This window comes from Staphylococcus simulans (genome assembly GCF_003043455.1).
GTDB lineage: Bacteria > Bacillota > Bacilli > Staphylococcales > Staphylococcaceae > Staphylococcus > Staphylococcus simulans_A.
This window is the reverse complement of record NZ_PZGG01000009.1, coordinates 1-18,896: the sequence shown is the minus strand read 5'-3', so window position 1 is coordinate 18,896 and position 18,896 is coordinate 1. Positions and strand designations below refer to the sequence as shown.

The window sequence follows — 18,896 nt, the reverse complement described above, 5'->3', positions numbered from 1 at the left end:
CCTTACCCTATTATGTTACACAAGTGAGCAATAAATAAAAAATTTTGCATTAATTTGACAATGTTTTTATTTTTCAGACACATTATGTCCAAGTTTGATTAATCCCATACAATTGGTTAGATTTATATTTATATAGAACTCATCTTTATTTATAAATTACCTACCGATTATTTTAAAACTAATATAGTTTTATCATAAATCACGTTTTAATTCAAAATTCAGTTTGCGATTAAAATAAAAAGTCTAAGGCTGACCTTAGACTTTTGTTGTTAAATATGATTTAGCTTCACCTTCACTTTCAAACCCTGTGAAAATGATAACTTGCTTACCTTCTTTTAAAATGCCATGACAACCATATTCACCGATGACTATTCCACCTTTATCATTCTCAAATAATTGGTGCTGTCCATGTTTTAGCAACGCGAGCAAATCATCCACACTGAACGTTTGTCGCTCTTTCATTCTGAAACGTCCTGTTAAGTTAATTGCGACAGAGTCAGATAGTTTTAATTGTTTAATCAATTCTTGTACATGTTTTTTTCTAGCTTTATGCGTTGGATATAGTTCATGTGCTAATTGATAAACTAATGATGGGTGCGGTGTGTCAGTCATGGCCTCGATTAATTCATGCCATGAAAGTTGCATACCTTCGTAATAAGTTTTGTTGTTGGTCGGCCACTTTTTTAGAGTAACTGTATAATTTTTAGTTTCTCTTTGTTTTGCATCTAAGTAATAAATCATCGGTGTCAAACCTTCTATTGTGGCTGAACCATAACGATTAGCCTGTGTTTCAATTTGATTCGTTTCTAAATTATAAATAAGATATGCACGTCCTTGGTTTGCAGCCGCTTCAAAATGCTTCTCTTCTTCTCCGCTTCTCTCATAATGCAGCAAAGCATTTTGAAGCTGACTCGCAACTTTAGGGAACTCTGTTTGAGTTACAGAAGATTTCATCAACACTAAAGCATCCTGATTAATCAAATAACATAAATCCTGCAACATTAAATCTTTATTGTGATACCACGTAATATGCTTACCTTTAACTTTATTCACTACTTTGCGTAACGGTTGATCCATACATACAATATAATCCGCTTCAGACTGTTCTAACGCAGGCACTAATTCCGCATGCACACGGTCAGTCTGATCACCTAAATCACTGATTTGACCTAACGCAATAATTTTATGTCCTTTAAAGAATGACGCTTGTGAATTAAACGCATCGATTGCATTCAACATTGCAGGTAAAGAAGCGTTGTGCGTATCGTCTAGTACTGCAGCTTCTTCATGTTGACTTTTCACTGGTCTGAATTCTAACACCTTCTTAAAGAGTTGTGTTTGCGCTAATTGTTTCAACTGTTGTTTTACATCGACATTTAAATGTTTCAGCGTCAGTAATACTGCCAAAGCATTCTCAACCATGCCCTTACTGACAGAAGGCACTTCAAACTGATAACCATCGTTTGTTGTCACTTCTACTGCTTTTTTTACAGGCTTTATATTCGTTGTATAAATATCTGCAGTATTATCTTCAGTACTATAGCGATATACATGCTTGGTATATGTTGATGCTGCTTGTTTTAATTCATTTTGATGCAGTGTGTCACCATTATAAATCGCAATGCCCTCTTGATTTAATCCTGCAAAAATTCTCGATTTGAAAGCTACAATTTCTTTTGTGGAACCAATAGTGGATAAGTGTGCAGAACCTATTCCTGTAACTATCGCAATTTTCGGCTTTAATACTTCAGCCATATTTCCACGATTATTCAAAGCATTCAGAGACGTTTCGAAAACTGCAATATCTGGATTAGATACTAATTTGCACATGTGTAAGTATATAGCACTGCGCGTATTACTGTTTCCTCTATTTTGTTGGACTTTATAGGGTTGTAACGCCGCACTTAACATTAAGCGTGTTGAGCTTTTACCCATGGAACCTGTCAGCGCAATGACTGGATTATGATAATGTTTTCGAATATGTAAGGCTAATATTTTCATAGCTTTAATCGCATTTTTCACTACGATCTGTGGAATTTGATGCGCTAAATCTTCTACATAGGTTTCAGTAATAATCAAACCAATCTTTGAAACATCTTTTGGGATTTGCGCATTACCGTCTTTCATCACTTTTGATTTCTTTAAATATTGCTTCCATGATGTTTCACTGATAGAAATAAATGCGGTTGATTCTGACTTCACATGCAACATTTGGTATTCAAAATCATCAATAGGATTTTGTTCCTTTCCTTGTGCATCAAGTAGTTCTGTATCTAAGATTTGTGCAATCGTTTCTAATGTATACATGATGACCTCCAAAAAGTAATAGTTTTGCATTGCCTCAACCTTATGGTTTATTGTATAGATAATCTTAACAATTTACAGGAGGCTTTCAGCAATGACAACAGAGAAAGATAAAAGTCTAGATGAGATTAACCAAGAAATTGAAGAAGAATTAAGAAATTATGATCCTGATAAAGAAGAAAAACCAAAAAGAAGTGTCCTCTTTACCAAACCCAGACTCATCGTTCTATTAGTTGTTTTAGGACTTGCGCTTTACAGATTACTTCATTTCTTTTTCTAATTATCGGTAGGTTTAAATAATTAACGTTACTATATCATATTCAAAAATTAATGTGTGTCATGAAGCTGGAAGTCTATAGATTGATTTCTTACTTCCAGTAAGGTCACATGTTTAATATGAATGCCACACTTTTTATGTAACATGCCACATCATAAATGATTATATTTCCTACACTATTTTCACTATAATTTTTCTAAATATGCTTAAAGTATGATACGCTCAATAAAACTTACCTCTCAATAAAGGATGGCGTCATTTATGAAAGTACTGTACCACGCAATGTCCATTTTAATTTTATCTGTCTTTTTATTCGGCTTATTCAGCCTAACTGATTTATTTTATACCCATCATCTCGCAAGTTTATTATTAAACGTGGATTTTGTGCCAGGCTTTTTTGATGTAAACTTCGGGTTGAAATTTGTGATACATATCATCTTTACCACAATGATTTATGTTGTTTTTCAAGCCATCCGGGACTCTTACGTCTATCCAGCAGGTATTCTGATAATCATTGTGTTATTCGGCGTTATCTATCCTTCACTTATTAATTGGTCTATCAATCCAATCTATCAATTTCATTGGATTGATTATATTGTTTGGATGATCGGCCATACTATCTTCATCTTCTTAGTCGTTTTCATTTTACGTTTTGAGAAAAATTTATGGTATTAGAATCAATAACTTTTATTTATTTCCATAAAAATAAGCCGTCTCTGTTCTGAGACGGCTTAAGTATTGGTTCAATTAATATTTATAAGGATCTTCTTCTCTTGTACGTTCATGCGTACGTTCTTGTGCGAATTCATTCGCTTTATCATAGTTATAGTAACCATCTTCAGTTAATGAAGTTGCTTTTGGTTTTCTGCTGAACAACATGATAGATGCGATAATCCAAAGAATAGCTGAAATCCAGTTACATAGTAATGCCACGATACCAGCAATCAATAGTAAAATTGCAGCTGCTTTCGCTTTCTTACTGATGAAGATACCACCAACAATGGCTAAAATTACCGAAATGACGTTACCCACTAATACGAAAGTACCGAGTACTTGCATTCCTGAAGTTACTTGTGCGATTTCTTCATATGTTAAGCTGGCATCACTTTGCTGCATACCTGCCACGAAGTCATCACTTTGCATTAATGGAACCATTAACGCCACAAATAACACGATTAAAGCACCGATTCCGACACCAATCCATGTTAAGACATGTTCACCTGTTCGTTTGATCATATAAAACCCTCCCCTATCTCTTTAGTATTGTTAAAAATTTTATAAGCTTACAATTATCATTAGTATACTAATACATCAGTTATACGTCCATAGTCTACTTAAAATCTTCAACATCTTTTACATTTTCAATAAATATAAATGTTTGTTTCTTAAAATTCTTTTTTAAATAGCAGCGTTTATTGTATTAAAGTAATGTATCGCTATGATTCATTAAACGGTTATATTCTTCTAAATATACTTTTTCAGCTTCAGAACCACGTGCAGCTGAGTTCATCGCACGGTGCCATAGTGGATAAATCGGTTGTGGCTGTGTTAAATCTGTAATCATTTGATGTTCTTCTTTTGTTAGTTTCAGATTGTAAGATGCGATATTCTCTTTTAGTTGTGCTTGATTACGTGCTGCCAGCACAATTGAATCTACATTCGGACGTTCTCTCAACCAAGCTAAAATCACTTGTGGCACGGTCGCATTGTGTGCGTGCGCAATTTCTTGTACAAGTTCAATTAAACGATAGAATAGCTCATGGTCTTTCACATAAGGTTCAGCCCAACCGTCACCTTGACGTGTATTAGGTTCGCCTTTTTTATCTCGTGTAATCTTACCTGTAAGTAATCCTTCACCTAAAGGCGACCAGATACTGTTGCCGACACCTAATTCTGTACCTGCCGGTAATAATTCATATTCCGCTTCTCTTGACTCAGGTGTGTAATAGATTTGTTGCGCAATCGGCGGCGCCATATTATTTTCTACTGCCAGTGTATAAGTCTTAGCTAAATTCCAACCACTGTAGTTAGACACACCCCAATAGCGAATTTTACCTTTACGTATTAAATCATTCATCGTTTGAATTGTTTCTTCGACTGGCACTTGTCCATCCCATGTATGAACGTAATATAAATCAACATAATCTGTACCTAAACGTTTTAAAGAATGATCGATTGAACGTTCTATATTCAAGCGTGATGCACCAACATTATTTGCGATATCGTTATAAGGGAATCCTGTCTTCGTACTGATGACCATTTCATCTCTATGATGTCTGATTGCTTTTCCTAACGCAATTTCTGCGTCACCTTTCGCATATAGGTTTGCTGTATCAAATTGGTTGATACCTTGTTCTAAAGCATAATCTATAAAGTATGCCGCTTCCTTGTCTGTCATACCACCTGCGTTTTCAAATCCGTTCGTCCCAGAGAATGGAATTGAACCTAACGCATATTTTGAAACGACTAATCCTGAATTACCAAGTGTTGTATAATCCATAACCTGTCTCCTCCTTTATTGCTTAATACTGTAATTCCCTTTAAAGAAGAATTTTAAATGTAATGCACATCAAATTAGTAAATAAACTTAGTTTCTGAGACGCATTCAAGAAAGAATTGAGCTAAATATGTTTCGTGTACTATACGTCGGGTAACACATAACTGTACTTAATTTTTAAGGAGGAATTTGATTATGAACTTTGATGATATTAAGAAAAAAGGTCAAGATCACTTAAACGAACATAAAGATGAGTATATTGAAAAAGGTAAAGAATTCGCTAAAGACCAATTAGGCGGAGATAAAAAAGATAACAAAGACGACAAAAAAGAAGATAAGAAATAATAAACTGGATTAACAACCCTACTTTAACTATAGATAGACTGCTTTCAATAGAAAGCGGTCTATTTTTTATAATTGCGATAACTTTTACTTATGTTAAATATCAAGAATCATCATTATTATTAAAGTATATTGGGGCGTATAATGAGGTCATCTATCAAAATTCAGAGGTGAATGCCATGTCACAACACGCACATCGCCAGTTATTACTAGGAATGGCATCGTTATTTATTGTAATGGCCATTGGTCGATTTGCCTACACGCCCATCTTGCCGTTTATGCAACAGGCAGAACATATGGATGGTAAAGGGGCTGGCTTACTTGCGACGATTAACTATCTCGGTTATTTAATCGGTGCGATTATTCCGATGTTTTGGATTATTAAAAGTAAAGTCGTCGATGTGAAAATTTATTTAGTATTAAACGTACTTTCTACAATTTTTATGGGGTTTACCTCAAATTTCGTCTTATGGTCCATATTGCGCTTGATCGCAGGACTCACTAGCGGAACAGTCTTCGTCTTAGCCTCTAATGTCGTATTAGAAGCATTAAGACAAGCACATAAAGAAGGTATTTCAGGTTTACTCTATAGTGCTGTCGGTATCGGACTCTTTTCAAGCAGTATTTTCGTGTTCTTCTATACAGATGTCAACTCATGGAAAATGACTTGGATTATTCTTGGGCTCTTTTCATTAGCACTAAGTTTATTGGTCATCTTCTTCATGAGAGAAAATCCAGATATTAATGTTGAAACGCATCATGAAACGACTTCTAAGACACCCTTCCGTCTCAACAAAACATTTATGCGTTGGTTTTCTATCGCTTATTTCTGTGAAGGGGCTGGCTATATTATTACCGGCACTTTCTTAGTCGCAATCATTAAATCTATTCCTGCTTTCTCTGAATATGCAGCACTCAGTTGGATGTTTGTCGGCTTAGGGGCTATCCCTTCTACAGTAGTATGGTCAATGATTGCGGAGAAAATGGATTATAGTAAGGCGACTTATATGGCTTTCGGTCTACAAATTATCAGTGTCGCTTTACCTGTCTTCTCACATCATATTGTCAGCTTGATTATCAGCTCACTGATCTTCGGTAGTACGTTCTTAGGTTTGACGACACTCTTCATGTCTAAGGGTCAAATGTTGATGCTTCAGACCGGCGGTAAGTCTAACTTCATCGCCACATTAACTGTGATTTACAGTATCGGCCAAATGATTGCGCCATTTGTCTCTGGCTATCTTATTGGAGATTCAGGCAACTATAATGCTGCCTTGTTATTTGCGACAGCTGTGTTAATTATCGGTTTAGTCAGCAGTTGGATCAGTTACCGTGCATTAAACAAAGAAGCAATTCAATAAGTAAAGTTTTGTCTAGTTATCAAAAGGGAATGTAACAACTAACAAAGGAGGATGTTACAATGCCTTTTGTAAAACAAAGAATGAAAGAAGATTTAACTGAAGACCCACGTATTAGTGAAGACAGCTTCACAACAGACCAAGAACTTCAAAACAGAGCGTTTGAACGTTTAGGTAAAGATATCGTCATTATTGAAGTATTATCGATTATGAACATTGTCTTTGCGGTCTTTTCATTTTCATTACTTGGTCTATTATTAAGAGAACGAAGCAAATAATAATTAGAATTAAAAAAACCTGTGCCATCACAACGATCGCACAGGTTTTTAATTATACATTGCTTATCTATTATTTAATCAAATCTTCTAAGTCATGCGGGTAATTTGTGACAACTTCTGTTCCTTCTTTTTTCAAGATGACTGTATCAGAATGTCTAAAGCCGCCGACGCCAGGGATATAAATACCTGGTTCTACACAAAAGACCATGCCCTCTTTTAACTCTAACTCATTATCAAAACGCAATGAAGGTTCTTCATGTTGACCAATGCCTATACCATGACCTGTTCTATGACTAATATAGTCGCCATAACCTTCCGCTTCAAGAATCGTTCTTGCCACTTGATCGACCGCATTTGCGGTTACACCCACTTCAATAAAGTCCAACGCAGCTTTATGCGCTTCAACCATTGCTTCAAATGCATGACGTTGTTCCTCGGTCGGCTCACCAACAAAGAAAGTACGTTCACATTCTGCACGATATCCATTCAACTCTAATTGACGGCTATGTACAATCACATCACCTTGTTGGATTTGTTTCGTATTAGAAAATGTATGCGGCATTGTAGAACGTTTGATGCCTGAAGGCGACATTACAAAGAATCCGAATTCTGCATCTGGATAATTTTGAGAAATCGTGTCGAATAAATAACTGTTTCCAAAATTATCGATGTCCATTTCAGTCAATCCTGCTTTCGCATGTTCAATCGTTTGTGCCACAGCTTGACTGACAATCTCTCCACTTTCCCTGATAGCTTGTTGTTCATCTTCATATTTGTAAGTACGTTGTTCTACTAATGCTTGACCAATATCTTTCACTTCAAAATCATGATTGACGATATCTAAATAAAATTGTGTCGGTAAGAAACCTGTTTCAATACCAACCGTTTTAGCATCTTGATGTTTTTCCAATAAATCATTAAAGACTGTTTGATAACGTGTCGGCACATCATCTGTGACTGGAATTTCAGTATACGTATAGATATCTTGAATACCTGTTTTATTTCTGAAGTGTGCTTCTTCTAGTTTCGGCGCAATCACTTCAATGTTTTCCTGGGAAATAAATAAAATAATAGGACGTGAATAAATAACTGCTTTAAAGCCTGTAAAATACATTTGATTCTCAAAATTCATCACAATGCTTAAATCGATGTCTTGTTGTTTCATCGTTTCTCTAAACGCATCAAGACGTTGTTTCAAGTTCACGTTGTTTGCCTCCTTTAGAAGTAAATAATGTCACGACTACTAATACAATAATCGCAAGCGGCACAGAAATTAACGCAGAGTTAATACCGGTACTTTGAACAAAACCAATCTCCCAAATCAGCGTTGTTACTAAGCCGACAGCCATTGAAGCAAGACCGCCAGCTTTTGTGACTTTCGGATAAATAAACACTGCCAATAATGCTGGTGTAATCCCTGCACCATATACTGTATAAGCGTACATTTGAACAGATAGCACCGATGGGAAGTACATTGTTAATAAGAATGCAATCACACCTAAAATCGGTACAAGAATTCTTGTCATCAATAGCATCTTATTTTCATGCTTATACTTAAAGTTATCCCCGAACAAGTCATAAATGACACTTGTCGCGGCAGATAATAAATAGGAATTCCCAGTAGTTGTGATAAACGCAGTGAGCGCTGCAATGAGCACACCGCCAATCACAATCGGCAATTGACTCGTTAACGCAATCAAAGCCATTCCCGGTTCAATTTTCGGGAAAATCGAACGAGAAATAAATGCGAGTAACGAAATGAGTGGTGTCACGATTAATAAACCAACTATCCAACCAATCGTACCGATACGCGTGACTTTATTATCACGAGATGATGCAAGTCGTTGATAAATATTCTGATCACCTAATAGTAAGAACAACATTGGAATATAGAAGCCTAAAATTTGAACAAAAGTTAACGTACCCATTGGTTTCAGATGTGTCTTCGGTACATTCGATAAAATAGTATCCCAACCGCCACCAACCGCAATCGCGACAGGCACTGCGACAATCAGCGCAATCGTAATTAAGAACGCACTTAACGCATCTGTCGGCGCAACTGACATCAAGCCGCCCATAGTCGCAAGCAGAATAATAATGACTGCTGCAATAATAGTACCGAGTTCTACTGAAATTCCTGTTGAAACGTGTAAGACATAGCCAAGTCCTTGATATTGGTACGACACAATCCCTACAAACGCTAAAATGATAATCACCGCCGCAAAGTAACTAGCGACTTTCCCATATTTCATCTCTAATATTTCAGCTACAGTATATTTTCCATAGTTTCTAACCTTCGAACTGATAATAAAAATCGTCCCTATTCCAATAATACTTGGAATCGCAAAACCCACTGCTGGCCATAAACCAAAGCTGTAAGCTAGTGAGTTTTGTCCGCCTGTAACAGAACCGCTACCGACCCATGTCGCAAGCAATGTACCCATTAACACGACGGGTCCAAGTGATTTACCTGCGAGAATAAAGTCCTCATTACTCTCTACCTTCTTTGAATACACAAAACCTAATGCGACCATTAATACCCCATAGCCGATGACAAACCAAATTAAAATCGGCTCAGTAGAAAATCCCATAATATTCCCCCTTGTATATAAAAAACTAACCGTTTTTCAACGATTAGTTTAAGAATAAAGATTAATTCTAGCATAAAATTAAAACAATAGTAACAACAATCTAATTATTCTGATATTTCAAGAGAGAATACGTCTAAAAATACTATTTATAGTTTCGTGATTTTACCAATTTGTGCAGCTTGGGCGCATTCTAAGGTCTTTGTATATTCGACCGTTTCAACTTCTACATCTTCATGTAAAATAATATGATCCCCACGAATCACTTTCGCTTTAACTCGATTAACTTCTATACGATCTCCTTCAATCACCTCAGCGGTTAAGTATGCAGAATCTGATTGCGAAGTCATGACTGTTATAAACTTAAACTTCTTCTTTTCCTTATCATGCTTACGTATGTGTATCACATTACCGCCGATTTCACGAACATAACTATCTTGTCGAACATGAACATCAACAGTATCCGCATTCAACATTCCATCTACTTTGACTTGACCATCGATTTCAAGTTCATCGACTTCACAATTACCTTCTGTTTCAAGTACGCCGAGAAGTTTCAATCTTTTACCGTTTAGATGACTTTTGACATCAACAGTTCCTGTAACTTTAAGTAACTCAAATGTTAAATCTTTCTCAACTTCGACTTCCCCGATAATGGAAGCTGTTGTTACATGTACATTATTACGACCAGTGAAATTACCAATCAGTTTGATTTTGTTTATATCGATTTGGTCTGATGCGGTAATTTCACCCGTCATTTTAATGTTGTTGACACTGGTTTGAAATGGAAATGCCACTTCTCCTAATAACGTAATCGCGTCATATTCACTGTCTTCTAATTGCTTCTTTCCCATGCCTTTGATTGACTGACTCATGATGTTTACACTTCTTTCTTAAATAGGTTTTGGAGGTTAATTGTTTCTAAGACTCTTACGCTGTCATCGATTTTAATCGGCGTATTTTGTTCAACCAGCAAATAAAACGTGATTCCGAATTTACGGCAAATATATAATTCTGCTTCTTTATCATTTTCACTATATTCTAGTAAGAACGCTTGTAAATCTTGCGCTTCTTCCATAGATACAATACTGCGTGTTACCACTTCATCTAAAATGGTACCCACATAAACCGCTTGATCTTGCGGATATTGTTCTAATAAAGCTTTACCGACTTCACGATAAAAGAAGCCTGCCCATGATTGAATCAAGGTGTCATTATCTTTGTATTCAATTTCTGGTTCATAACCGTCATCTGCGAACATTTTGACCATATCATCTAAGACATAGTCATGTTTATAACGTTGAATATCTTCGATTCGTTTAATGACTTTCGCTTTAGGTAAAAACGTTTCTTGGCCTGTAAAAGTAGATTTACGGATGAACCATTCATCTGGAATCAAGTGTTTACGTTTCCAACGATACAATTGGCCGTAAGTAATGCCACATTCTGCTAATAAGTCTTTTTTGCTGATTAATTGTTCTTTCATAATTATCCTCCTAATCATAATGTAACATAACACTGTTACATGTACGAGTGTTTTCGCTATTTTCCCATAAAAAATAACCTGATCTAGACGGATGCATACGCAAACTGGCCGGATCAGGTTTCTCTTTAGCTATCTATTGTTTCCTTCTACCTTTAAATATCTCGAGTATGATTAATACGATACATACAACCATAACTATCGTGATGAGTACAGCCACGATATAGTTTAGTCCTATAGTTGATGCGACTATCATTTCAATCAACGCTAACAAGCACATTAATGCAATTAACAGCGATATTTTCACCAAGTTCATCGTTTCACCCCATCTATTTCTCTTAGGTATTTGCTTCTATTATGCCCGATAACACGATTATCCTCAAAGCAAAAACTTAAGGTTTGCGTGTTTTGTCAAAAGTTGGGGTAAATTTATACAAACAAACATAAAACTTTCTTTATGTTAAGGAAACGGTTATGATATAGGTATAAAAAGTATACTAGATAAACAGGAGGGATAGTATGACACTGATTACAGGACATCATCATATCTCAATGTACACAAAAGACGCGCGTGAAAATAAACATTTTTATACAGAAGTCTTAGGCTTACGCTTAATTGAAAAATCAGTCAACCAAGATAATCCATCGATGTACCACTTATTCTATGGGGATGAAACAGGTGCGCCAGGTACTCTATTAACTTTCTTCGAAATGAAAATGTTAGGTAAACACCATTCAGGCACAAATAGTATTGAACGTTTAGTTTTACTTGTACCTGATGAAGCAGCACTAGATTATTTCAGTGAACGTTTGAACCAGTATCACGTTGAAACAGAAGCCATCACATACCTCAGACAACAAGCATTAGCTTTTGAAGATCCTGACGGCTTGAAATTAGTACTTATGGTTAATGGTGACAACGCAGTTCCTAACGCTTGGCATGCGAATCCTTATACAGATATACCACAAGAAGTTCAAATTTTAGGTATGGGTCCTGTCGAATTACATCTCCGTAATTTACAACCTACCATCGACTTCCTAACCAATATATTAGGTTACCAAGCGCACTTAGGTGACGATAATGTTTACACATTAAATCCTAATGGACGTTACACAGACTTTGCTTTAGTGGAAGAACAAGGGCAAAGTGTAAAACCTGGACGTGGTTATATACATCACATCGCAGTGAGCGTCCCAACTGATGAAGCTTTAGAAACACTGTTAGATAAATTAGAACAATTACCTGGCAGTACTTCAGGTATTATTGATCGTTATTTCTTTAAATCTATCTACTATCGCAACAACAAAATTTTATATGAGTTTGCGACAGAAGCACCTGGTTTTACGGTCGATACAGACGTCAAAGACTTAGGAAGTAAACTCGCATTACCTGATTTCTTAGAACACAAACGTGAACAAATTGAAGACCAGTTAGAAGAAATCTAAGTTAAAAATCTAAAGATTATATGTAATATTTACGATTAAAATTAAGATGAAATCGCATTAAAAAGAAGCGCTGGGACGTCATAACTCAGCGCTTCTTTACACTTACCTCAAACACACTAACCCTTGTCATTATAAGGTTTCAAGACATACCTAAGACTAACCTTTTAGTAAGACGTCATGATACTCCGGTGTCTCTTCTAATACTTGCTTAGCAAATGGGCAAGTAGCTAAAATTTTAATATCATTTTCTCGTGCGTAATTCACACCCGCTTCAACTAACTGCTTCGCAATACCTTGTCCACGTAAACTTTCATCTACACCTGTATGATCGATAATAATTTTATCTTTGCCTGTCGGTACATATGTCATTTCTGCATCTGGATTTCTTCTGACTCTCCTACATAGAATTTATTGTGTCCGTGTTTAATCTCTGCCATACTATCTCCTCACTTTCAAATAAGTTAGTATAAAAGTTATACCACTAACTTCTCTTTCTAAACACTATGAATGATTTCAAATGACAAACATCCACTTAATCTTTATTCGTTTTAATATTGTAACGTTCATTTAATATAAAAAGAGTGGAAAAGCGTAAGACAATTCTATAAACTTAGAATGAAGATATACACTAAGCAACAAGAGAAAACTATAGATATAGGGAGCCAACATCATGTTTCAAGCTATCAAACGTATTCTAGCAGTCGTTGTTACTGCACTGCTTGTGACAGCTGTCATTGTCACTGGAATGATTGCTTATGATAAATATAAGCATCACAGCAGCGATCAAGTAGATGCTGCGAAATACTATGAAGATAAAGAAAAACAAAAAGAGAAGAAAACTGAGAAAAAAGAGAAAAAAGAACATAAGCAAGAAGCGCCAGAAGAACCTGTAGTAGAAGAACAAGTACATCATGAGGTCCAACAATCAACTGTACATATCTATCAAGCACCTCAACCTGAAGAAAAACCTGAACCTAAACAAGAAAAAGAAGAACCAAAAGAATATAAACCTGGAGAAGGTGGCGTATCACATCCAGAACCAAAACCACAACCACAACAAACACAACCGAAACCGCAACCTCAGCCACAACCTGTCCAACAACAAAAACCAGGACAGCCTGCACAACAACCGCAAGGTCAAGGCCATTAATCTTAATAGAGGGAACCCAAAAGGTTCTCTCTATTTCATTATCTTTTCAAATCATCTACGTTTCACTCTGTTTCTTAATCATATGAGCAGTGCTATACTTTGAACATACAAAGAGAGAGAATAGGCAGGCTACATATATGTTTAAATCCATGATTCAAAACGTACCTGCCGCAATTTGCGGTTTATCTTTAGGTACATTTACATTCAGTCACATATTATTTCAAATCCACTTAACTTGGCTAGGTTTATTAGCAACTACTTTAGGCAGTATTTGCTTAGTTTTATTTTTTATAAAGCTAATACGCTTTCCGAAAGCATTAGGCTTAGAATTAAACGACAGTAACACTTTTGCGATTATGCCTGCATTACCTATGAGTTTCATGACATTCGCTTCAATTTTAAAATCACAGTTCCATATAGATAACATAATACTTACAGGTTTCTGGATAGGTGCTGTATTACTACATATCATCTTAATGATTTGGTTTATCGTTTATTTCATATTAAAACACCGTACGTATCCTAATACGAGTTGGTTTGTAATGTTTGTCGGTATTGGCGTTATTGGTGAGACAGCTTCATCGTTCTACGCTAAAATTGGTATCTTTGCGATAGATTTCAGTTCAGTCTTATTTTGGATTCTTTTAGCGTTTATTTTACTCGAAAGAATGTGGCATTATTATCCGAAAGACCAATTACCAATGGCAGTGATTATTAGTGCGCCTGCATCTTTATGTTTAAATGCATATCTATCTTATGCCGAAAGTTTATCAGTCAGTTATATTCTGTTTTATTTTGTAATCGCGCAATTTCTATTTGTGTTCTCAATTATTTTCTTGCCTCAAATCATTGAGAAACGATTCAAACCCGCGTATGCTGCGCTGACTTTCCCATGGGCTGTAACAGCCGCATCAACGTATCACCTTTATACACAATTAGACCTCCCTGGTATTTCCCAGGAAATGCTTGGAATCCTTGCGGTTATTGAAATCATCTTTGCGGGATGTGTAATCGCGTGGGTCTATTTCCGTTATACAAAACATATCTTTAACGCATAAAATAAGCGCGCTAGCCTTCAGACTAACGCGCCTCTTTTGTACGCTTATTTTTATTTATTTACTAAAATCTCTTTATCATCTGTATTTTCAATAAATGCTTTTGCGAACCAGCATTGTGCATCAATTTTTAAGTTGTTTTCTTTCGCATACTCTAAACCAGCATGGACTAATTGATTACCGACACCTTGTCCACGTAAGCTTGGATCTACACCTGTGTGTGTAATCGTCATCACATTGTCGTTCATTGTATAATCCATTTCTGCATCTGGTTTCGCTTCATCACCGACATAAAATTTATTATTGTTATGTTTAATCTCTGCCATGTTTCTCACCTCATTTAAAGTTCTGTATATAGTTATTATACCCGTTTGTGTGAAAAACAAGTGTGATTTAGTTTTCAAGCTCTTTATTTATAATAATTCTTTGCTTTATTCACCCTATTTTAGTGCGTTCAATATTAAGTTCACAAACAAACTTATTGCATATTTACAATGATTTGTTAAGCTATTACAGTGGAAAATAATGTAAATCGGTAAAAATAGGTCTAATGCATCATTTAGGTTTTAACTTTTTCCTTTATAATGAGAAATAGATAGAAAGATTGAGGAGTATCATAATATGGATTATAGAGTATTGTTATATTATAAATATGTCACTATAGATGACCCAGAAACGTATGCGGCAGAACACTTAGAGTTCTGTAAAGCACACAATTTAAAAGGTCGTATTTTAGTCTCTACTGAAGGGATTAATGGTACGTTATCAGGAACAAAAGAAGATACAGATGCTTATATTGCACATATGCGTGCAGATGAACGCTTCAAAGATATCACATTCAAGATTGATGAAGCAGAAGGCCATGCATTCAAGAAAATGCATGTACGTCCAAGACATGAAATTGTCGCACTTGATTTAGAACATGATATTGATCCACGTGAGACAACAGGTAAATATTTATCACCTAAAGAATTCAGAGAAGCATTAGATGATGAAGATACTATCGTCTTAGACGCACGTAATGACTATGAGTTTGATTTAGGTCATTTCCGTGGCGCAGTTCGTCCAAACATTACACGTTTCCGTGATTTACCACAATGGATCAGAGACAATAAAGATATGTTCATGGATAAGAAGATTGTCACTTATTGTACAGGCGGTATCCGTTGTGAAAAATTCTCAGGCTTCTTACTTAAAGAAGGCTTTGAAGATGTTGCACAATTAGAAGGCGGTATCGCAACCTACGGTAAAGACCCTGAAACACAAGGTGAATTATGGGACGGTAAAATGTACGTCTTCGATGAACGTATCAGTGTAGACGTTAACCAAGTAGAAAAAACAGTGATTGGTAAAGAATGGTTCGATGGTACACCATGCGAACGTTATATCAACTGCAGCAACCCTGAATGTAATAAACAAATCTTAGTATCAGAAGAAAACGAACACCGTTATTTAGGTGCTTGCTGTAAAGAATGTGCAGAGCACGAACGTAATCGCTATGTAGCGAAACACAATCTCAGTGATGAGGAAAAAGAACGCCGTTTAGAAAACTTTAAAGAAACTGTTCATCAATAATTATTCAAAACGCGATGGGTATTCGGTACCCATCTTTTTTATGTCTATATTTAAATTGTGTCATAATATAGATGAAAAGAAAAAGCGCCGTGGTGGTACACGATGCTTTAGAGGCCTTTTCAAAGACGGTGACGCATTGAAGGTTAAAAAATAAATGCTACCATAACCCTCGTATTTCTTTCTTATCCTTCAACCTAAACAAAATTGTGGTGTATGTAACTAAACACATTATTTGAATGAAAAAGAAATAAGACAGTAAGGTTTGTTTAAGATCTTCTGTTAATGCATATGTAAGTAAACGATTCATGATAATTATGATACTAAATAACAATAATACATAACCATTCATCACACGTTCTTTTTGGTAGGGAACTGTCTCTTTATGCTGTGTCATTTTAAGTCACCTTCCTTACGTTCCTCACTCTATCATAGGGTAACGCAATGGCGTTTAAAATTTCCTAAACGTATATAAATATTGCTTAAGTGTCTAAAGTGAATACATTATTTTAGTACAACTTAAAAACCCGCACTCTTCGAAGAGTACGGGTTGATCTAAACTATTTAAGACACCTTGTTAGACTGCCGCATCGCGCTGTGACACGATTGGATGATCTAACTCAAATTTCACACCTGCTGTCACTTTCTTGTATTGATAAATGAAATAAGCAATCCAAATTAATGTTAAGACAGCACCTAAATAATAGCTAAGTGTTAAATTTAAACCAAAACCAATCTTCTGACTTAAGATATAAACAAAGATATTCCAAGTCATGAATGTCGCAGGTACAGCTGCTACCCAGAAGTTCTTCTTAGCTAGCAACAGATACATTGCGCCGACCCATAATGCGACCACTGCTGTTGTTTGGTTTGCCCATGAGAAGTAACGCCATAGAATCGTGAAATCAATTTGTGTTAAGCCGAAACTGATAATAAACAATGGTGCTGCGACAATAATACGTTTAACTAGAGAACGTTGATTCACATTCAAGTAATCCGCAATAATCATACGTGCACTTCTAAATGATGTATCACCACTTGTGATAGGCAAGACAATAACACCTAATACCGCGATTGTACCTAAAACAGAACCAAGCAATAAGTGAGATGCCTCACTCACAACAAGTGCTGCTTCCCCTTTCGCAAGCACTCCTTGCAAGCCTTGGTAACCGTTAAATAAACTCATACCTGCTGCTGCCCAGATCATCGCGATAATCCCTTCTGCGACCATCATGCCGTAGAAGATAAAGCGGCCATTCTTTTCATTGTTCGCAGTACGTGAAATAATCGGTGTTTGTGTCGCATGGAAACCTGATAATGCACCACATGTAATCGTAAAGAATAACAGTGGGAAAATCGGTGCACCATCAGGATGCATATTTTTTAAACTTAACTCTGGAATCGGTGCACCTGTTTGAATTAAACGAAAGCCCATTGCGACCGCACTGATTAACAATAACGCTCCAAAGACTGGATAAACACGTCCAATAATTTTATCAATCGGTAAAATCGTTGAAAGAATGTAGTAAACAAAAATAACGAAGATAATAACACCTAATGCAATACGACCGTCCATCATGTTATGAAGCAATAACGCTGGACTCGTCACGAATACTGTCCCCGTAAGCAGCAACAATAAAATCGAGAAGATATTAACGAAGTGCTTCATGACCTTCCCTAAGAATTTACTCGCAAGTTCAGGTAGATGTGCCCCTTTGTTTCGAATAGAAATCATACCTGTTAAATAATCATGAACTGCCCCTGCGAAAATACACCCTAAAACAATCCATAAAAATGCGACCGGTCCATACAATGCCCCCATAATTGGTCCGAAGATCGGACCTACTCCCGCAATATTCAGTAACTGAATTAACGAGTTAGACGATGTCTTCATCGGTACAAAGTCAACATTATCTCGTTGATGATGTGCTGGTGTCGGTCTTCCTGTTTTCGGTCCAAACATCTTATCAATGTACTTTCCATAAGTGAAATAACCAATAACTAGTAAAATGATAGAAACAATAAACGTAATCATTTCACAATCCCCCTTTTTCTATCTCTCTCCCTGTAGTTCAAGATGTGACAACTTTATGAAAGCGTTTTCTTAATTAAACCACATTTCTTTATTTGTCACAAGATTGTGAAATGTTTAGCTAGAAATGTTTTTACACATTATTTATTATTGTATTTATAATACATTTATGTTATAAAAGAATTGTGCTATCACACGATTCTTTGAGCCCGTTAAAAGACGGTGACATAGAAAATTTTTAAAATAAGCCATTTCCTTAGTCAAAGCAGAAAGATGGCTTATTTTTTTATCTCTTTTTTCAACAAATTTCGTAATAGTAGAGACTAGATTTAGTATAAATTCACCAAATGCCAGTAGCAATACTATGACTTCAAATGTTGTCATTTAAGGCATTTCCTTTCTAAATTCAGCGATACCATAGGCATCACCTCCTTTAAATTAGATTTGCCACCATCTATTCAACTTTCTCATGTGTTTATTATATTATGGTTCAATGTACTTTACATTATGACAT

The 18,896-nt window shown here is 35.9% G+C and carries 19 protein-coding genes and 1 pseudogene; 9 read left to right on the top strand and 11 right to left on the bottom strand.

The window, feature by feature from the left end:
- Positions 1-255: 255 nt before the first annotated feature.
- On the bottom strand, positions 256-2,307 hold the full coding sequence (locus tag BU038_RS02895) for a Mur ligase family protein (RefSeq protein WP_107604721.1): 2,052 nt from the start codon (positions 2,305-2,307) through the stop codon (positions 256-258).
- 91 nt (positions 2,308-2,398) lie between these two features.
- Here BU038_RS02895 and BU038_RS02890 point away from each other — a divergent pair, with 91 nt between their 5' ends.
- Entirely contained in the window at positions 2,399-2,584 is a 186-nt protein-coding gene (locus BU038_RS02890; protein ID WP_002480125.1) for a hypothetical protein, read from the top strand.
- Between the two features lie 258 nt (positions 2,585-2,842).
- A complete protein-coding gene (locus tag BU038_RS02885; protein WP_107604720.1) occupies positions 2,843-3,256 on the top strand; it encodes a hypothetical protein in 414 nt (137 codons plus the stop codon).
- Between the two features lie 72 nt (positions 3,257-3,328).
- On the opposite strand, the gene BU038_RS02880 is transcribed toward BU038_RS02885, so the two are convergent.
- A complete protein-coding gene (locus BU038_RS02880; protein ID WP_107604719.1) occupies positions 3,329-3,817 on the bottom strand; it encodes a DUF4064 domain-containing protein in 489 nt (162 codons plus the stop codon).
- 184 nt (positions 3,818-4,001) lie between these two features.
- Complete coding sequence (locus BU038_RS02875) at positions 4,002-5,081, bottom strand: aldo/keto reductase (protein WP_107604718.1); 1,080 nt, start codon at positions 5,079-5,081, stop codon at positions 4,002-4,004.
- Positions 5,082-5,273: 192 nt separating this feature from the next.
- Here BU038_RS02875 and BU038_RS12460 point away from each other — a divergent pair, with 192 nt between their 5' ends.
- The 3 genes from BU038_RS12460 (at position 5,274) to BU038_RS02865 (ending at position 7,056) form a co-directional block, all read left to right on the top strand.
- Positions 5,274-5,423, top strand: a complete 150-nt coding sequence (locus tag BU038_RS12460; protein ID WP_002480129.1) for a hypothetical protein — start codon at positions 5,274-5,276, stop codon at positions 5,421-5,423.
- Positions 5,424-5,599: 176 nt separating this feature from the next.
- Positions 5,600-6,781, top strand: a complete 1,182-nt coding sequence (locus BU038_RS02870; protein WP_107604717.1) for a YbfB/YjiJ family MFS transporter — start codon at positions 5,600-5,602, stop codon at positions 6,779-6,781.
- A 59-nt stretch (positions 6,782-6,840) separates the two neighbouring features.
- Positions 6,841-7,056, top strand: a complete 216-nt coding sequence (locus BU038_RS02865; protein ID WP_002480131.1) for a hypothetical protein — start codon at positions 6,841-6,843, stop codon at positions 7,054-7,056.
- A gap of 70 nt (positions 7,057-7,126) precedes the next feature.
- On the opposite strand, the gene BU038_RS02860 is transcribed toward BU038_RS02865, so the two are convergent.
- From BU038_RS02860 to BU038_RS02845, 4 genes are all read right to left on the bottom strand, one after another.
- A complete protein-coding gene (locus BU038_RS02860; RefSeq protein WP_107604716.1) occupies positions 7,127-8,260 on the bottom strand; it encodes a M24 family metallopeptidase in 1,134 nt (377 codons plus the stop codon).
- The gene (locus BU038_RS02855; RefSeq protein WP_107604715.1) at positions 8,238-9,647 is read right to left on the bottom strand and encodes a sodium:solute symporter family protein; all 1,410 of its coding nucleotides are present in this window, start codon (positions 9,645-9,647) and stop codon (positions 8,238-8,240) included. Before BU038_RS02855 ends, BU038_RS02860 begins: the two co-directional genes overlap by 23 nt.
- 146 nt (positions 9,648-9,793) lie before the next feature.
- Positions 9,794-10,519: a hypothetical protein gene (locus tag BU038_RS02850; protein ID WP_107604714.1), complete on the bottom strand. Its 726-nt coding sequence runs from the start codon at positions 10,517-10,519 to the stop codon at positions 9,794-9,796.
- A gap of 5 nt (positions 10,520-10,524) precedes the next feature.
- Positions 10,525-11,130, bottom strand: a complete 606-nt coding sequence (locus BU038_RS02845; RefSeq protein ID WP_107604713.1) for a DUF4004 family protein — start codon at positions 11,128-11,130, stop codon at positions 10,525-10,527.
- Between the two features lie 516 nt (positions 11,131-11,646).
- On the opposite strand from BU038_RS02845, the gene BU038_RS02835 reads away from it, so the two are divergent.
- A complete protein-coding gene (locus BU038_RS02835; protein ID WP_107604712.1) occupies positions 11,647-12,573 on the top strand; it encodes a VOC family protein in 927 nt (308 codons plus the stop codon).
- A 156-nt stretch (positions 12,574-12,729) separates the two neighbouring features.
- Here the strand turns inward: BU038_RS02835 and BU038_RS02830 are convergent.
- Positions 12,730-13,010, bottom strand: a pseudogene (locus BU038_RS02830) (GNAT family N-acetyltransferase).
- Between the two features lie 233 nt (positions 13,011-13,243).
- Here BU038_RS02830 and BU038_RS02825 point away from each other — a divergent pair.
- Both BU038_RS02825 and BU038_RS02820 read left to right on the top strand, forming a co-directional pair.
- Entirely contained in the window at positions 13,244-13,723 is a 480-nt protein-coding gene (locus BU038_RS02825; protein ID WP_107604711.1) for a hypothetical protein, read from the top strand.
- A gap of 137 nt (positions 13,724-13,860) precedes the next feature.
- Positions 13,861-14,781, top strand: coding sequence for a TDT family transporter (locus BU038_RS02820; RefSeq protein ID WP_107604710.1), 921 nt, complete (start codon positions 13,861-13,863; stop codon positions 14,779-14,781).
- 50 nt (positions 14,782-14,831) lie between these two features.
- Here BU038_RS02820 and BU038_RS02815 read toward each other — a convergent pair whose 3' ends face one another.
- Positions 14,832-15,104: a GNAT family N-acetyltransferase gene (locus tag BU038_RS02815; RefSeq protein WP_107604709.1), complete on the bottom strand. Its 273-nt coding sequence runs from the start codon at positions 15,102-15,104 to the stop codon at positions 14,832-14,834.
- 295 nt (positions 15,105-15,399) lie between these two features.
- Between BU038_RS02815 and BU038_RS02810 the strand changes: the two genes are divergently transcribed.
- Positions 15,400-16,353 carry a rhodanese-related sulfurtransferase gene (locus tag BU038_RS02810; protein WP_002480141.1) on the top strand — a complete coding sequence of 318 codons (954 nt, stop codon included), beginning with the start codon at positions 15,400-15,402 and terminating at the stop codon, positions 16,351-16,353.
- 574 nt (positions 16,354-16,927) lie between these two features.
- On the opposite strand, the gene BU038_RS02800 is transcribed toward BU038_RS02810, so the two are convergent.
- Both BU038_RS02800 and BU038_RS02795 read right to left on the bottom strand, forming a co-directional pair.
- Positions 16,928-18,385 (bottom strand): carbon starvation CstA family protein, encoded by a 1,458-nt coding sequence (locus BU038_RS02800; protein WP_107604707.1) that lies wholly within the window; start codon positions 18,383-18,385, stop codon positions 16,928-16,930.
- 153 nt (positions 18,386-18,538) lie between these two features.
- A complete protein-coding gene (locus BU038_RS02795; RefSeq protein ID WP_107604706.1) occupies positions 18,539-18,766 on the bottom strand; it encodes a putative holin-like toxin in 228 nt (75 codons plus the stop codon).
- Positions 18,767-18,896 lie beyond the last annotated feature (130 nt).

Excerpts from the sequence above, each read along its gene's own strand:
- BU038_RS02795 (WP_107604706.1), bottom strand. The coding sequence starts at position 18,766 with ATGACAACATTTGAAGTCATAGTATTGCTACTGGCATTTGGTGAATTT.
- BU038_RS02800 (WP_107604707.1), bottom strand. The coding sequence starts at position 18,385 with ATGATTACGTTTATTGTTTCTATCATTTTACTAGTTATTGGTTATTTC.
- BU038_RS02885 (WP_107604720.1), top strand. The coding sequence starts at position 2,843 with ATGAAAGTACTGTACCACGCAATGTCCATTTTAATTTTATCTGTCTTT.
- BU038_RS02820 (WP_107604710.1), top strand. The coding sequence starts at position 13,861 with ATGTTTAAATCCATGATTCAAAACGTACCTGCCGCAATTTGCGGTTTA.
- BU038_RS02815 (WP_107604709.1), bottom strand. The coding sequence starts at position 15,104 with ATGGCAGAGATTAAACATAACAATAATAAATTTTATGTCGGTGATGAA.
- BU038_RS02865 (WP_002480131.1), top strand. The coding sequence starts at position 6,841 with ATGCCTTTTGTAAAACAAAGAATGAAAGAAGATTTAACTGAAGACCCA.
- BU038_RS02850 (WP_107604714.1), bottom strand. The coding sequence starts at position 10,519 with ATGAGTCAGTCAATCAAAGGCATGGGAAAGAAGCAATTAGAAGACAGT.
- BU038_RS02890 (WP_002480125.1), top strand. The coding sequence starts at position 2,399 with ATGACAACAGAGAAAGATAAAAGTCTAGATGAGATTAACCAAGAAATT.
- BU038_RS02895 (WP_107604721.1), bottom strand. The coding sequence starts at position 2,307 with ATGTATACATTAGAAACGATTGCACAAATCTTAGATACAGAACTACTT.
- BU038_RS02825 (WP_107604711.1), top strand. The coding sequence starts at position 13,244 with ATGTTTCAAGCTATCAAACGTATTCTAGCAGTCGTTGTTACTGCACTG.
- BU038_RS02870 (WP_107604717.1), top strand. The coding sequence starts at position 5,600 with ATGTCACAACACGCACATCGCCAGTTATTACTAGGAATGGCATCGTTA.
- BU038_RS12460 (WP_002480129.1), top strand. The coding sequence starts at position 5,274 with ATGAACTTTGATGATATTAAGAAAAAAGGTCAAGATCACTTAAACGAA.
- BU038_RS02835 (WP_107604712.1), top strand. The coding sequence starts at position 11,647 with ATGACACTGATTACAGGACATCATCATATCTCAATGTACACAAAAGAC.
- BU038_RS02875 (WP_107604718.1), bottom strand. The coding sequence starts at position 5,081 with ATGGATTATACAACACTTGGTAATTCAGGATTAGTCGTTTCAAAATAT.
- BU038_RS02880 (WP_107604719.1), bottom strand. The coding sequence starts at position 3,817 with ATGATCAAACGAACAGGTGAACATGTCTTAACATGGATTGGTGTCGGA.
- BU038_RS02810 (WP_002480141.1), top strand. The coding sequence starts at position 15,400 with ATGGATTATAGAGTATTGTTATATTATAAATATGTCACTATAGATGAC.
- BU038_RS02855 (WP_107604715.1), bottom strand. The coding sequence starts at position 9,647 with ATGGGATTTTCTACTGAGCCGATTTTAATTTGGTTTGTCATCGGCTAT.
- BU038_RS02845 (WP_107604713.1), bottom strand. The coding sequence starts at position 11,130 with ATGAAAGAACAATTAATCAGCAAAAAAGACTTATTAGCAGAATGTGGC.